The 13,348-nt window shown below is 69.0% G+C and carries 13 protein-coding genes; 9 read left to right on the plus strand and 4 right to left on the minus strand.

The window, feature by feature from the left end; all coding sequences use genetic code 11:
- Window positions 1–69 precede the first annotated feature (69 nt).
- From ACZ9AQ_RS14275 to crtB, 8 genes are all read left to right on the plus strand, one after another.
- On the plus strand, window positions 70–1,185 hold the full coding sequence (locus ACZ9AQ_RS14275) for a carbohydrate kinase (RefSeq protein WP_429204182.1): 1,116 nt from the start codon (window positions 70–72) through the stop codon (window positions 1,183–1,185).
- 14 nt (window positions 1,186–1,199) lie between these two features.
- On the plus strand, window positions 1,200–2,117 hold the full coding sequence (locus tag ACZ9AQ_RS14280; protein ID WP_429204180.1) for a pseudouridine-5'-phosphate glycosidase: 918 nt from the start codon (window positions 1,200–1,202) through the stop codon (window positions 2,115–2,117).
- A gap of 22 nt (window positions 2,118–2,139) precedes the next feature.
- A complete protein-coding gene (locus ACZ9AQ_RS14285; protein WP_429204179.1) occupies window positions 2,140–3,048 on the plus strand; it encodes a LysR family transcriptional regulator in 909 nt (302 codons plus the stop codon).
- Window positions 3,049–3,246: 198 nt separating this feature from the next.
- Window positions 3,247–4,245, plus strand: coding sequence for a polyprenyl synthetase family protein (locus tag ACZ9AQ_RS14290; protein ID WP_429204178.1), 999 nt, complete (start codon window positions 3,247–3,249; stop codon window positions 4,243–4,245).
- A gap of 16 nt (window positions 4,246–4,261) precedes the next feature.
- Window positions 4,262–5,572, plus strand: a complete 1,311-nt coding sequence (locus tag ACZ9AQ_RS14295) for a glycosyltransferase (RefSeq protein WP_429204176.1) — start codon at window positions 4,262–4,264, stop codon at window positions 5,570–5,572.
- The gene (crtY, locus tag ACZ9AQ_RS14300; protein WP_429204174.1) at window positions 5,565–6,749 is read left to right on the plus strand and encodes a lycopene beta-cyclase CrtY; all 1,185 of its coding nucleotides are present in this window, start codon (window positions 5,565–5,567) and stop codon (window positions 6,747–6,749) included. Before ACZ9AQ_RS14295 ends, crtY begins: the two co-directional genes overlap by 8 nt.
- Window positions 6,746–8,272: a phytoene desaturase gene (locus ACZ9AQ_RS14305; protein ID WP_429204173.1), complete on the plus strand. Its 1,527-nt coding sequence runs from the start codon at window positions 6,746–6,748 to the stop codon at window positions 8,270–8,272. Before crtY ends, ACZ9AQ_RS14305 begins: the two co-directional genes overlap by 4 nt.
- Window positions 8,269–9,264 carry a 15-cis-phytoene synthase CrtB gene (gene crtB / locus ACZ9AQ_RS14310; protein WP_429204172.1) on the plus strand — a complete coding sequence of 332 codons (996 nt, stop codon included), beginning with the start codon at window positions 8,269–8,271 and terminating at the stop codon, window positions 9,262–9,264. Before ACZ9AQ_RS14305 ends, crtB begins: the two co-directional genes overlap by 4 nt.
- On the opposite strand, the gene ACZ9AQ_RS14315 is transcribed toward crtB, so the two are convergent.
- A complete protein-coding gene (locus ACZ9AQ_RS14315; RefSeq protein WP_429204171.1) occupies window positions 9,158–9,694 on the minus strand; it encodes a sterol desaturase family protein in 537 nt (178 codons plus the stop codon). The two genes, crtB and ACZ9AQ_RS14315, sit on opposite strands and share 107 nt — an antisense overlap.
- Window positions 9,695–9,819: 125 nt before the next feature.
- On the opposite strand from ACZ9AQ_RS14315, the gene ACZ9AQ_RS14320 reads away from it, so the two are divergent.
- Complete coding sequence (locus ACZ9AQ_RS14320; RefSeq protein ID WP_429204170.1) at window positions 9,820–10,248, plus strand: DUF2141 domain-containing protein; 429 nt, start codon at window positions 9,820–9,822, stop codon at window positions 10,246–10,248.
- A 741-nt stretch (window positions 10,249–10,989) separates the two neighbouring features.
- On the opposite strand, the gene pcp is transcribed toward ACZ9AQ_RS14320, so the two are convergent.
- Genes pcp through ACZ9AQ_RS14335 form a run of 3 tightly spaced genes read right to left on the minus strand, consistent with a single transcriptional unit; the run spans window position 10,990 to window position 13,344 of the window.
- Window positions 10,990–11,661 carry a pyroglutamyl-peptidase I gene (gene pcp, locus ACZ9AQ_RS14325; RefSeq protein ID WP_429204168.1) on the minus strand — a complete coding sequence of 224 codons (672 nt, stop codon included), beginning with the start codon at window positions 11,659–11,661 and terminating at the stop codon, window positions 10,990–10,992.
- A gap of 7 nt (window positions 11,662–11,668) precedes the next feature.
- Window positions 11,669–12,625 carry a DUF979 domain-containing protein gene (locus ACZ9AQ_RS14330; RefSeq protein WP_429204166.1) on the minus strand — a complete coding sequence of 319 codons (957 nt, stop codon included), beginning with the start codon at window positions 12,623–12,625 and terminating at the stop codon, window positions 11,669–11,671.
- Window positions 12,622–13,344: a DUF969 domain-containing protein gene (locus ACZ9AQ_RS14335; protein WP_429204164.1), complete on the minus strand. Its 723-nt coding sequence runs from the start codon at window positions 13,342–13,344 to the stop codon at window positions 12,622–12,624. The genes ACZ9AQ_RS14330 and ACZ9AQ_RS14335 overlap by 4 nt, the downstream gene beginning before the upstream one ends.
- Window positions 13,345–13,348: the final 4 nt, after the last annotated feature.

A 13,348-nucleotide genomic window follows, 5' to 3' on the forward strand; every position in this document is an offset into this window, starting at 1 on the left:
CAAGGTTTAAACAATTGTCTAGCATCTTCAAACAATTGTCCTGGCCGCCTGATGGCGCACCCGAGCGCGATGCCGAAAAAAGAACAGTTATACGAGCTGATCCGTTCCAACCCCTTCATCTCGCAACAAGACCTGGCCAGCCATCTCGGCCTGTCGCGCTCCGCGGTCGCCAACTACATCGCCACCCTGGTGCGTGAGCGCCGCATCCTCGGTCGCGCCTACGTGTTGCCCGATCACCGGCCGGTGCTGTGCATCGGCGCGGCCAACCTGGACCGCAAGCTGCGCACCACGGCCAGGCTGGCGCTCGGCACCTCGAACCCGGCGCGCCAGACCGAATCCTTCGGCGGCGTCGCCCGCAACATCGCCGAGAACCTGGCGCGCCTGGGCGCGCCCACGGCGCTGATCACGGCGGTCGGCGGCGATTCGTCCGGCCGCGCCCTGCTTTCCTATGCCGACGAAACCGGCATCGATACCCGCGGCGCGCTGCGCGTGGACGGCGCCGCCAGCGGCACCTATACCGCGGTGCTCGACCAGGACGGCGACATGTGCGTGGCGCTGGCCGACATGGAGATCAACGCGTCGCTCACGCCTGCGTTTCTCGCGACCCGCGAACAGCAGCGCGCCGGCGCCGCCCTGATCGTCGCCGACCTGAACCTGCCGCGCGAGGCGGTCGCCACCTTGCTCGAAGGCAGCCGGCGCGACGGCGTGCCGATGGTGATCGTCGCCGTCTCGGAACCGAAGATCGACCGCCTGCCGCGCGACCTGAGCGGCCTGCGCCTCCTGATCCTGAACCTGGGCGAGCTGGCGGCGCGCGCCGGCCGGGCGCTGGCGACCGACGCCGACATCGCCGCGGCCTGCGCCGAGCTGCGGCGCGACGGCGTGGAGGACGTGATCGTCACGCGCGGCGTGCGCGGCGCCATGTTCACGACCGCGGCCGGCATCGAGCTGCTGGAAGGCGGGGCTGTCGACGCGGCCGACGTGGTCGATGTCACCGGCGCCGGCGACGCCTTCGCCGCCGCCGTCTGCTGGACCCTGTACCATGGCCAGCCGGGCCTGGACCTGGCGCTGGCCTGCCGCCGCGGCCAGATGCTGGCCGCCATGACCATCGCCTGCGCGCAGACCGTCTGCCCGCAACTGGCCCCGGGGCTGTTCGACGCCCCGGCCCAGGACCTCGTGACCGATTGAATAAAGACCCGACCATGCAATCCTTCCTCCTGTTCGCGCCCGAAGTGGCGGCCGCCCGCGCCGCCGGCAAGCCGATCGTCGCCCTCGAATCGACCATCATCTCGCACGGCATGCCCTACCCGCAGAACGTGCACACCGCGCGCGAAGTCGAGCAGGTCATCCGCGACGCCGGCGCCGTGCCGGCCACCATCGCCATCATCAACGGCAAGATCTGCGTCGGCTTGTCGGGCGACCAGCTCGAAACGCTGGGCTCGTCGCCGGACGCCATCAAGGTCAGCCGCCGCGACCTGCCCTACGTGCTGGCGCAGGGCCGGCTGGGCGCGACCACCGTCGCCGCCACCATGATCTGCGCCGAACTGGCCGGCATCGAGGTCTTCGTCACCGGCGGCATCGGCGGCGTGCACCGCGGCGCCGAGACCAGCTTCGACATCTCGGCCGACTTGCAGGAACTCGCCCGCACCAGTGTGGCCGTGGTGTGCGCCGGCGTGAAGTCGATCCTCGACATCGGCCTGACGCTCGAATACCTCGAGACCCAAGGCGTGCCGGTGCTGGCCGTCGGCCAGCCCGGCTTTCCCGCCTTCTTCACGCGCGACAGCGGCTTCCAGGCCGACTTCCAGCTCGATTCGCCCGAGAGCCAGGCCGCCTTCATCCGCACCAAGTGGCAGCTCGGCCTGAAAGGCGGCGTGGTGGTGAGCAACCCGGTGCCGCCCGAGGCGGCGATGGCGCCCGACGAGATCGACGCCATCATCCGCCAGGCCCTGCGCGAAGCGCAGCAGCAGGCCGTGACCGGCAAGCGGGTCACGCCCTTCCTGCTGGCCCGCATCAAGGAGCTGACGGGCGGGCGCAGCCTGGCCACGAATATCGCGCTGGTCAAGCACAACGCCCTGGTCGGCGCGCGCCTGGCTGTGGCGCTGCACCACAAGAGCGCCTGACGACAACCAACCACCGGCCCCCATGTCGATCGACCTGAAACAGCTCAAGTACTTCCTGGCGGTGGCCGAAGAAAAAAGCTTCAGCCGCGCCGCCGAGCGCCTGCACATCTCGCAGCCGCCGCTGTCGCAGCAGATCATGAAGCTCGAGAGCGAGCTGGGGGTCAAGCTGTTCACCCGCACCACGCGCAGCTTCGAGCTGACGGTGGCCGGCCGCGCGCTGATGGTCGAGGCGGCCGAGCTGCTCGGCAAGATGCGCATGACCATCGACACGATCCGCCAGATCGACCGCGGCGAGGTCGGGCGGCTGCGGGTCGGCATCGTCGGCTCGGCGATGTGGGGCCCGATCCCCGGCCTGCTGGAGCAGTTCCAGAGCCAGTTTCCGCGCGTGAGCTGGACCATCCACGAGCTGGGCCCGAACGACCAGTGGGAAGCGCTGCGCAGCAAGCAGATCGACGTCGGCTTCTGGCGCGAGCCGCGCATCGAGCAGGACGTGCTCAAGCAGGCCAACCTGCGCCAGGAACTTTGCTTCAGGGAGCAGTTCTGCGTGGCCGTCAATGCCCGCCATCCGCTCGCCGGGCGCGCGTCGATCGCCCTGCCCGAGATCGCCGATGAACCCATGCTGACCCTGCACCTGGACCAGTCGGCCGAGCCGCGCTACCTGCTCCAGTGCTGCGTGAACGCCGGCTTCCAGCCCACCATCTTCCAGGAGGCGGCCGAGCCCCAGACCCTGCTGGCCATGGTCGGCGCCGGCCTGGGCGTGGCCCTGATGCCGGAGACCACCAGCCGCATCGGCTGGCCGGGCGTGCGCTTCCTGCCGATCCACGCCCACGCGCCATCGGCCAACCTGTACATCAGCTACCCGGCCCAGGACGATGCGCCGGTGGTGCGCGCCTTCCTCAAGATCCTGTTCCCCGAAGAGCCGCCGGCCTGACGGCCGGATGGGTTCCCCGCCGCGGTCGGCTTACCCAAGCAGGCTGAACCGTCTTTGCACCGCCTTCCCACGAGCAACAGCGTAAATTGCACATTTTTTGCGCAAGCAAACCCCGCACGATTGAGTTCAATTAACTAATTCTCAACTTTACCTCCGGTATGATAGTTACCAAGTTCATCAATTTCTACAGGATTCCGTATGACTACAGCGACGCGGCGGTACGATGGGATCGGCGTGGAAACCGGCGACGCCGCTGCCTTCGATGACATCGCATCGCTGCGCCGGGCGGTGGACGAACGGATTGACCAGCTATTGTCCGGCAGCCCTCACGACCAGCTCACCAGGGCCATGCGCTCGTCCGCGCTCAGCGCCGGCAAGCGCATGCGTCCCCTGCTCCTGATGCTGGTCGCGCGCGACCTGGGTTGCAATTCGCCCGCCCTGATCGACGTCGCCTGCGCGGTCGAACTGGTGCACGCGGCGTCGCTGATCCTCGACGACCTGCCGTGCATGGACGACGCCAGCCTGCGGCGCGGCAAGCCTGCGATCCACATCCAGTATGGCGAAGACGTCGCCATCCTCGCCTCGGTGGCCCTGCTCAGCCGCGCCTTCGGCGTGCTGTCGCAGGCCCAGGACATCGCCCCCGCCACCCGTGCGCGCCTGGTCGCGACCCTGGCGCAGACGGTCGGCGACCAGGGCCTGGTGCGCGGCCAGTTCGAAGACCTGCACGGCGGCGCGCGTTCGCCCGAAGCGATCGCCACCACCAATGAACTCAAGACCGGCCTGCTGCTTGGCGTGGCGGTCGACATGGCCTCCATCGTCTGCCATGCCGACGACGCTGTCGCGCAGCAGCTGCGCGCCTTCGCGCTGGCGGCCGGCCAGGCCTTCCAGATCAAGGACGACTTCCTCGACGGCGCCGGCAACGACAGCGCGGTCACGGGCAAGGACACCGGCAAGGACGTCGGCAAGGCCACCCTGATCAACACGCTGGGCCGCGACGAAGCCCAGCGCCGCCTGGCGGCCTGCCTGGTCGAAGCCGACCGCTGCCTCGGCGCCGCCATCGGCGCCCACGGCCGCACGCGCGGCTTCGTGTCCAGCCTGTTCGCGAAAGAAGGCGCGGGCAAGCGCTTCGCGCCCGAGCTGACCAAGGCGCGCGAGCCGCGTCCGGGCGCGCACCTGGCCGAGCTGCGCCTCAACTGAGCGGCCGGCGGTTCGCATGGCGCATTTCGCGGTCGTGGCCCCGGCCCTCTACAGCCACTTCAATACCTTGTCGAAGCTGGCGCTCGAACTCGTCGCGCGCGGGCACCGCGTCACCTTCGTGCATCGTCCGGACGCCATCGATTACGTCAAGGATGCGCGGATCGGCTTCCACGCGATCGGCAGCGACACGCACCCGGCGGGCTCGCTGCCGGCCATGCTGGCGCGGGTCGCCAATCCCGGCTCGCCGCTGGGCCTGCGCCGCGTGATCCTCGACATGGCGGCCAGCACCACGATGCTGTGCCGTGAACTGCCGGCAGCCCTGTGCGGTCTGCAGGTCGACTTTCTTATCGCCGACCAGATGGAAGCGGCCGGCGGCCTGGTGGCCGAAAGCCTCGGCATGCCGTTCGTGTCGGTCGCCTGCGCGCTGCCGGTCAACCGCGAACCCGGCATGCCGCTGCCCGTCATGCCGTTCATGCATGAAGACAGCGAGCGCGCCTTCAAGATCGTCGAAGGCAGCACCATGGTCTACGACTGGATGATGCGGCCGCACGAGCGCGCCATCTCCGCCGCGGCCCGCCAGCTGGGAGTGCGCCCGCGCGGAAAACTGCACGAATGCCTGTCGCCGCTGGCCCAGATCGGGCAGGTCGTGCCGGGCTTCGATTTTCCACGGCGCGCGCTGCCGCCGCATTTTCATCACGTTGGCCCGCTGCACGGGGCAGCCGCGGCGCCGGCCCACACGCCGGCCGAACTGGCCGCGCTGCTGCCGAGCGCATCGAGCACGCGCCCCTTCGTCTACACCTCGCTCGGCACCCTGGTCAGCCAGCGCTTCGGCCTGTTCAAGCGCATCGCGCAAGCCTGCGCACGCCAGGACGCGCAACTGCTGGTCGCCCACTGCGGCGGCCTGGACGAATCCCAGGCGCGCGCGCTCGAACGCATCGGCGACACCCGCGTGCACGCCTTCGTGCCCCAGTTGGCCGTGCTGGCGCGCGCCGACGCCGTCATCTCGCATGCCGGCGCCAACACCGTGATGGAAGCCATCGCCACCCGCACGCCGATCCTGGCGCTGCCGATCGCCTTCGACCATCCGGGCGCCGCCGCCCGCGTGGAATATGCCGGCGTCGGCCTGCGCGCCTCGCCGCGCTTCGCGACGAGCGCCGAGCTGTCGCGCAAGCTGCGCCGCCTGCTGGACGAGCCAGGCTTCCGGCAGCGCATGGAACCGCTGGCCGAGCAGATCCGCCAGGCCGGCGGCGCGCCGCGCGCGGCCGACCTCATCGAGGCCGCGCTCGGCCTCGCACCCGCGACCCAACGCCTGGCCAGCCATGGATGAGCGCAGCGGGGTCGACTACGACCTGATCCTGGCCGGCGGCGGCCTGGCCAACAGCCTGATCGCGTGGCGCCTGCGCACCGAGCGTCCCGCGCTGCGCATCCTGGTGCTCGAACAGGGCAAGCGCCTGGGCGGCAACCATACCTGGTCGTTCCACGACAGCGATCTGGATGCCGCGCAGCTGCGCTGGATCGCGCCGCTGGTCACGCACCGCTGGCCGCGCTACGACGTGGTGTTTCCCGACCTCGCCCGCACCCTCGAAGGAGGCTACGCCAGCATCGCCTCGCACGACCTGGCCCGCGTGGTCGCACCGGCCCTGGGCGCGGCGCTGCGCACCGGCGTCTGGATCGACGAGGTGACGCCGACCAGCGTGCGCCTGGCCGATGGCGAAACGGTGCGCGCGCACGCCGTCATCGACGGCCGCGGCATGCGCGCCAGCAGCCACCTCGCGCTCGGCTACCAGACCTTCCTGGGCCAGGAATTGCGGCTCGACGCCGCCCACGGCTTGAGCGCGCCGGTGATCATGGACGCCAGCGTGGCCCAGCAGGGCGGCTACCGCTTCGTCTATCTGCTGCCCTTCGGACCCGACCGCGTGCTGGTCGAAGACACGCACTACGTCGACAGCGCGGCCTGGGATCCGGAGCGGCTGCGCGCCAACATCGCCGCCTATGTGGACGCGCGCGGCTGGCGCGTGCGCGACGTGCTGCGCGAAGAACACGGCTCGCTGCCGATCGTGCTGGCCGGCGACTTCGACCGCTTCTGGGACGCGTTGCAGGGCCAGCCCAGCGTCGGCCTGCGCGCCGGCCTGTTCCACCCGACCACTGGCTATTCGCTGCCGCACGCGGTGCGGCTGGCCGAGCGCATCGCCGGCCTGCCCGACCTGTCGCCGCCCAGCCTGTTCGCCGCCATTCGCGAACAGGCGCGGCACGCCTGGGATGACCAGCGCTTCTTCCGCATGCTCAACCGCATGCTGTTCTTGGCCGGCAGCCCCGATCACCGCTGGCGCGTGATGCAGCGTTTCTATGGCCTGCCCGCGCCCTTGATCGCGCGCTTCTACGCCGGCCGTCCGACCCTGGCCGACAAGGCGCGCCTGTTGACCGGCAAGCCGCCGGTGCCGGTGCTGGCGGCTTTTTCCGCCGTCCGCAAGACACAACCACATCAAATCGGGATCGCAGAATGAACCAGATGAATTTCAAGCCGGGACGCGAACCGAAACGCGCCGTCGTGATCGGCGCCGGATTCGGCGGCCTGGCGCTCGCCATCCGGCTGCAGGCCGCGGGCATGCAAACGACCCTGCTCGAACGGCGCGACAAGCCGGGCGGCCGCGCCTACGTCTACGAGGACCAGGGCTTCGTGTTCGACGCCGGCCCCACCGTCATCACCGATCCGTCGGCGATCGAGGAATTGTTCACCCTGTGCGGCAAGAAGATGGGCGACTACGTCGAGATGCTGCCGGTTGCGCCCTTCTACCGCCTGTGCTGGGAAGACGGCAGCCACTTCGACTACGCCAACGACCAGGAGGCGCTGGACCGCCAGATCCATGCGCGCAACCCGGCGGACGTCGCCGGCTACCGGCGCTTTCTGGCGTATTCGAAGGCGGTGTTCGACGAGGGCTACCTGAAGCTGGGCGCGGTGCCGTTCCTGTCCTTTCGCGACATGATCCAGGCCGGCCCGCAACTGGCGCGGCTCGAAGCCTGGAAGAGCGTGTACGGCATGGTGTCGCGCTTCGTGAAGGACGAGCAGCTGCGCCAGGCCTTCTCCTTCCACTCGCTGCTGGTGGGCGGCAACCCGTTCGCCACGTCGTCGATCTACACCCTCATTCACGCACTGGAACGGCGCTGGGGCGTGTGGTTCCCGCGCGGCGGCACCGGCGCGCTCGTGAAAGGCCTGGTGCGGCTGTTCGAGGACATGGGCGGCAAGCTGGAACTGAATGCATCGGTGGCGCGCATCGAGACCGCCGGCAATCTCGCCAGCGGCGTGCGGCTCGAAGACGGCCGCTGGTTCATGGCCGACGCCGTCGCATCCAACGCCGACGTCGTGCATACCTATGCCGACCTGCTGAAAACCCACGGGCGCGGCAGCAGCCAGGGCGAGGCGCTCAAGAAGAAGCGCTTCAGCAATTCGCTGTTCGTGCTGTACTTCGGCCTCGACAAGCACCACGAGCAATTGCAGCACCATACGGTGTGCTTCGGGCCGCGCTACCGTGAGCTGATCAAGGACATCTTCAACGGCAAGACGCTGGCCGACGATTTCTCGCTGTACCTGCATGCTCCTTGCGTCACCGATCCGTCGCTGGCGCCGCCCGGCTGCGGCAGCCACTACGTGCTGGCGCCGGTTCCGCACCTGGGCAACGCGCCGATCGACTGGGAGACCGAAGGCCCGCGCTACCGCGACCGCATCTTCGACTACCTCGAACGGCGCTACATGCCGGGCCTGCGCAGCCAGCTGGTGACCAGCCGCATCTTCACGCCGCACGACTTCCGCGACGAGCTCAACGCCCACCTGGGTTCGGCGTTCTCGCTGGAGCCGATCCTCACGCAAAGCGCCTGGTTCCGCCCGCACAACCGCGACGCCGAGCTGCCCAACCTGTACCTGGTCGGCGCCGGCACCCATCCCGGCGCCGGCGTGCCGGGCGTGATCGGCTCGGCCAAGGCGACCGCCGGCCTGATGCTGGAAGGCCTGCATGCCGGGGTGCACCCATGAGTGCGTACGCCGGCACCAAGCTGATGGAACACGCGACCCAGACCATCGAGGTCGGGTCCAAGAGCTTCGCGGCGGCCGCCAGGCTGTTCCCGCCCGCCACCCGGCGCAGCGTGCTGATGCTGTACGCCTGGTGCCGCCATTGCGACGACGTGGTCGACGGCCAGGAACTGGGCTTTGCCGCCGCCACGCCGAGCGCCTACGGCGCCAGTTTCGAGCTCGACCGCCTGTACGACGACACCCGGCGCGCGTATTCGGGCGAGCCGATGCGCAACCCGGCGTTCGCCGCGTTCCAGGAAGTGGCGCTGGGCCACGCGATCGCGCCGCGCTATGCCTTCGACCACCTGGCCGGCTTCGCGATGGACGTGGGCGAAACGCGCTACCGCACCATCGATGACACCATGCGCTACTGCTACCACGTGGCCGGCGTGGTCGGCCTGATGATGGCCTCGATCATGGGCGCCCGCGACGAATTGGTGCTGGACCGCGCCTGCGACCTGGGCCTGGCCTTCCAGCTGACGAACATCGCGCGCGACATCATCGACGATGCCAGGATCGGGCGCTGCTACGTGCCGTCCGAATGGCTGATGGAGGCCGGCATCCCGCCCGACCACGTGGCCCTGCCGCGCCACCGCGCGGCGCTGGCGAGCGTCGCCGCGCGCCTGGTCGACCATGCCGAGCCGTATTACGCGTCGGCCACGCTGGGCATCGCCGCCCTGCCCCTGCGCTCGGCCTGGGCGATCGCCACCGCGCGCAACGTCTACCGCCAGATCGGGATCGAGGTCAAGCGGCGTGGACCCCATGCCTGGGACGAGCGGGTGGGCACCTCGAAGGCGGCCAAGCTGCGGCTGTTGGCGCTGGGCGGGGCCCAGGCGCTGGCGTCGCGCCTCAGCCCTGCTCGTGCAGCGAAGGCGCCGCGGCAGCGCGGTCTGTGGCTGCGTCCGGGCCGCGCGGGCGGCGCACCTGGCCCTGCTGCGCCTGCAGCTGACGCTTGAGGCGGGCGACCGGCGGTGCGTACAGGAAGCCGAAGGACACGGCGCCCTCTTTGCCTTCCACCGCATGGTGCATGCGGTGGGCCTGGTACAGGCGCTTGAGGTAGCCGCTTTTCGGAACATAGCGGAACGGCCAGCGCTGGTGCACCAGGCCGTCGTGGGCGATGAAGTACAGGGCGCCGTAGGCGGTCATGCCGGCGCCGATCCACTCGAGCGGGTGATGGCCGCGGGTGCCGAACCAGATCAGGGCGATGGCGACCCCGGCGAACACCACGGCGTACAGGTCGTTCTTTTCGAACCAGCCGGTGCGCGGCTCGTGGTGCGAGCGGTGCCAGCCCCACCCAAAGCCGTGCATCACGTACTTGTGCGCGACGATGGAAAACACTTCCATGAACGCGATGGTGGCAAGGACGATGAGCGCGTTGGAAAGCATAATGATGGCGGCCAGGGCATGATGACGGGATATCAACAGCCTACCATGGCGGCGCATGCGCACGGTTGCGCGGCGCTGCCGCCCGGCGGTCAAACACGATTCACACTTAACCTGATGGAGTCTTCATGCAATCGATCTTTCGTACCCTGGGTCTATCCCTCCTGCTGGCCTCGAGCATGGGCGCCGCCGGTCTTGCTTCGGCCGCGGCGATCGAGGTCAGGGTCCAGGGCATCACCAGCAACAAGGGCACGGTGCGGGTCGCGATCTGCGACAAGGCGACCTTCCTGAAGGACTGCCCATATGCCGCATCGGCCGCGGCGCGCATGGGCGAAACCGTGGTCACCGTCGACGACGTGCCGCCCGGCGCCTGGGCCGTGCTGTCGTTCCAGGACGAGAACGACAACGGAAAGCTCGATCGCAATGCGCTGGGCATCCCGAAGGAACGGTATGCCTTCAGCCGCGACGCGCGCGGCCGTTTCGGGCCGCCGAGTTTCGAGGATGCGGCGTTCGTGCTGCGTGACGAGAAGGCGGTCAGCCATATCAAATTGCGCTGATGCAATTTGCGGCAGCGGCCGCCGGATCGCTCGACAGGCGTCCCGGCGTCTGCCGTTGATACAATCCGCCTTCTTCCCCTGACGCCGCAACTGGATCGGCACGTTCGAGCGCAACGCCGCGATCCCGACGGCCACCTTTGCCTGCCTGAGCGCGCACCTGCCGGATCCGGCCGGCCACCGCTATACCTGGACCGCGGCACCGACGCGCTCGACGCGCTGTATGGCCCCAGCTTCGACTTCGGCGCTGACGTCATCCGCGAACGCGGTTAGACCGATGCGAATTACATGCAGCGGGTGTTCCCGGGCACCGATCACAGCGAGCGGGCGTGGTCGGCCAGGCTCGACATCCCGCTGCGCATCCCGCTGCGGTTCCTGCTGGCCCAGCCGCGTCCCTGAGGTTGTCCCTGACGGCGGGCGGGCGGCCGCATCAGCCCGGCGGCTCGCGCCGGATTCGCCGGCAGGTCACCTCCAGTTCGGCGCTGCCCGCGCCGGGAGGATGACCGGCGCAGGTCTGGCTGCGCACGTGCTTGCGCCGGCCGCTGGCGGCGCTGCTTCGCCCACAGTAACAGCCTTCCCTTCGCCTTCTTGACGGATTTACTTTCTGAAACGACATCATCTTTCGCTTGAGCTTCGGTGAACTTATTCTATTCACCGACTGCTCGACAATAGTGCCAGCGGGAAGGCCGTTCGCTTGTCGGATTTCTCGTACTCACGGTTGCGGCCAGCAGGCCGGCACGACGCTCAATGCGTGGCGCCGCCCACTTCACGGACATCGGCGTCGACGCTCACCGTCACCTCCACCGCCAGCTTGACGCCGGCGATGATGTCGTCCAGCGCCATCGACGGCGGCGCATCGGGCCGCGCCGCGGCCTGTTCCGGCAGGAAAGGCACGTGGATGAAGCCCGCCTTGATCGGCTGCGGCTGCGGCTGTCCAGCCACGTGGTGCATCAACCCATAGAACACGTGATTGCACACGAAGGTGCCGGCGGTCTGCGACACGCCGGCCACGAGCCCCTTCTCGCGCAGCGCGCGCACGATGGCCTTGATCGGCAAGGTCGAGAAATAGGCGGCGGGACCCTCGGCCGCAATCGGCGCATCCACCGGCTGCTGGCCGCCGTTGTCGAGGATCGCGGCATCGTCGACGTTGATCGCCACGCGCTCGACCGAGATGTCGGGCCGGCCGCCGGCCTGGCCGACCGCGATCGCCACATCGGGATGCAGCTCGTCGACCGCCGCCACCAGGTCTTCGATCGCCTGCCCGAACACACAGGGCAGCTGGCGCACCTCGACCCGGAAACGATGCTCGCCCACCACGCCCTCCCAGCCTTCGAGCGCGCGCACCGCTTCCCATGCCGGGTTGATGCTGGCGCCATTGAACGGCTCGAAACCGGTAAGCAGTACGGTCTTGATCATCGCGGCCTCACAAGTTCATCAAAAAATACAGCAGGAAGATATTCGCTATCAGGATCGGCAGCGCGCTCGGTATCTGGGCGCGGATCACCGCGTTCTTGTCGGGCAGCTCGAGCAGCGCCGCCGGCACGATATTGAAGTTCGCCGCCATCGGCGTCATCAGGGTGCCGCAATAGGCGCTGAACATGCCGATCGCCGCCATCACGGCCGGATTGGCGCCATACACGCCGATCAGCACCGGGATGCCGATGCCGCCCGCCATCACCGGGAAGGCGGCGAAGCCGTTGCCCATCACGATGGTAAACAGCGCCATGCCGATACAGTACACCGCCACCGCGACGAATGCCGAGTCCATGCCGATATAGGTGGTCGCCAGGTGCGCCACCGCCTTGCCGACGCCGGCTTCCGAGAACAGCAATCCGAGCACCGCCAGGATGTGCGGCAGCACCACCGCCCAGCTCATGGCGTCGACCAGGCGCCGCCCCTCGCGCACGCCCTGCAGCGGCGTGGCGCGCGTCAGCCAGCAGGCGGCGATCAGGGCCACGACCGCGCCGCAGCCCATGCTCACCAGGGTCAGGTGGGCCGGGTCGAGCATGGGCAAGCCGCCGATCTGGACGTCCTTGAGCACGGTGGCGCCGATCACGGTCACCAGTGGCAGCAGCAGCGCCGGGATGAAGATGCGGTTGCCGAGCCGCGCGGCGCTGGCGCGGCGCTCCTGCGGTCCCAGCGCCTTCGGCGCGCCGGCCTTGACGCCGCCAAAGCCGGCCAGCAAGGCCATGACGATCATCAGCGCGCCGACCGCCGCCGGCGGCATGCGCTCACCGGCCAGATACAGCATGGCGTACAGCCCCCAGAACAGCGCGGTGGTGACACGGCGCGGATTGCTGCGGTCCACCAGGTTCATGATGGCCACGCTCGAGAGCAGCAGACCCACCAGGATGTAGAAGTGGTCGATGGTGAGGGTCATGCGGCCTCCTGCGGCGCCGCACGCGCGCGCTCACGCTCGATCTCGCGCCCGATCTCGGCGTCGAGCCGGCGCAGGTTCCAGGCATGGATCACGAAGGCCGTGATCGCGGTCGGGATGCCCCACAGCGCGATGTGCAGCGGATCGACCTCGATGCCCTCGGCCTGCAGGATGGTGTGCATCAGGACGATGGCGCCGAAGGCGACGAAGATGTCTTCGCCGAAGAACAGGCCGATATTGTCGGTGGCAGCCGACATGGCGCGGATGCGGTGGCGCACGCGCTCGGGCAGCTTGCCGTGCTGCGTTTCCGCGGCCGCCTCGGCCATCGGCGCGACCAGCGGTCGTACCATCGTCGGATGGCCGCCCAGGCTGGTCAGGCCCATCGCGGCGGTGCTCTCGCGCGCAAACAGGTACACGATCAACAGGCGGCCGGCGGTGGCCGAGCGCACTTTCGCGATCACCGTTTGCGCCCGTTCGCGCAGGCCGAAGCGCTCCAAGAGCCCGATCGCGGCCAGCGGCAGCAGCAGGATCAGGGGCAGGTTGCGCGTCTTGACGAAGGCGGCGCCGAGCGACTCGAGCAGGGCCATGACGGGCATGGCGGCCGCGACGCCGGTCACGCCGCAGGCAGCGACGGCGACCAGCACCGGATTGGCGCGCAGCAGGAAGCCGGCGACGACGACGACCACGCCGAGCAGTGGCCACAGATTGACAGCAGATTGCATGGAT

This window comes from Massilia sp. UYP34 (assembly GCF_056279385.1).

Excerpts from the sequence above, each read along its gene's own strand:
- ACZ9AQ_RS14275 (WP_429204182.1), top strand. The coding sequence starts at position 70 with ATGCCGAAAAAAGAACAGTTATACGAGCTGATCCGTTCCAACCCCTTC.
- ACZ9AQ_RS14280 (WP_429204180.1), top strand. The coding sequence starts at position 1,200 with ATGCAATCCTTCCTCCTGTTCGCGCCCGAAGTGGCGGCCGCCCGCGCC.
- ACZ9AQ_RS14285 (WP_429204179.1), top strand. The coding sequence starts at position 2,140 with ATGTCGATCGACCTGAAACAGCTCAAGTACTTCCTGGCGGTGGCCGAA.
- ACZ9AQ_RS14290 (WP_429204178.1), top strand. The coding sequence starts at position 3,247 with ATGACTACAGCGACGCGGCGGTACGATGGGATCGGCGTGGAAACCGGC.
- ACZ9AQ_RS14295 (WP_429204176.1), top strand. The coding sequence starts at position 4,262 with ATGGCGCATTTCGCGGTCGTGGCCCCGGCCCTCTACAGCCACTTCAAT.
- crtY (WP_429204174.1), top strand. The coding sequence starts at position 5,565 with ATGGATGAGCGCAGCGGGGTCGACTACGACCTGATCCTGGCCGGCGGC.
- ACZ9AQ_RS14305 (WP_429204173.1), top strand. The coding sequence starts at position 6,746 with ATGAACCAGATGAATTTCAAGCCGGGACGCGAACCGAAACGCGCCGTC.
- crtB (WP_429204172.1), top strand. The coding sequence starts at position 8,269 with ATGAGTGCGTACGCCGGCACCAAGCTGATGGAACACGCGACCCAGACC.
- ACZ9AQ_RS14315 (WP_429204171.1), bottom strand. The coding sequence starts at position 9,694 with ATGCTTTCCAACGCGCTCATCGTCCTTGCCACCATCGCGTTCATGGAA.
- ACZ9AQ_RS14320 (WP_429204170.1), top strand. The coding sequence starts at position 9,820 with ATGCAATCGATCTTTCGTACCCTGGGTCTATCCCTCCTGCTGGCCTCG.
- pcp (WP_429204168.1), bottom strand. The coding sequence starts at position 11,661 with ATGATCAAGACCGTACTGCTTACCGGTTTCGAGCCGTTCAATGGCGCC.
- ACZ9AQ_RS14330 (WP_429204166.1), bottom strand. The coding sequence starts at position 12,625 with ATGACCCTCACCATCGACCACTTCTACATCCTGGTGGGTCTGCTGCTC.
- ACZ9AQ_RS14335 (WP_429204164.1), bottom strand. The coding sequence starts at position 13,344 with ATGCAATCTGCTGTCAATCTGTGGCCACTGCTCGGCGTGGTCGTCGTC.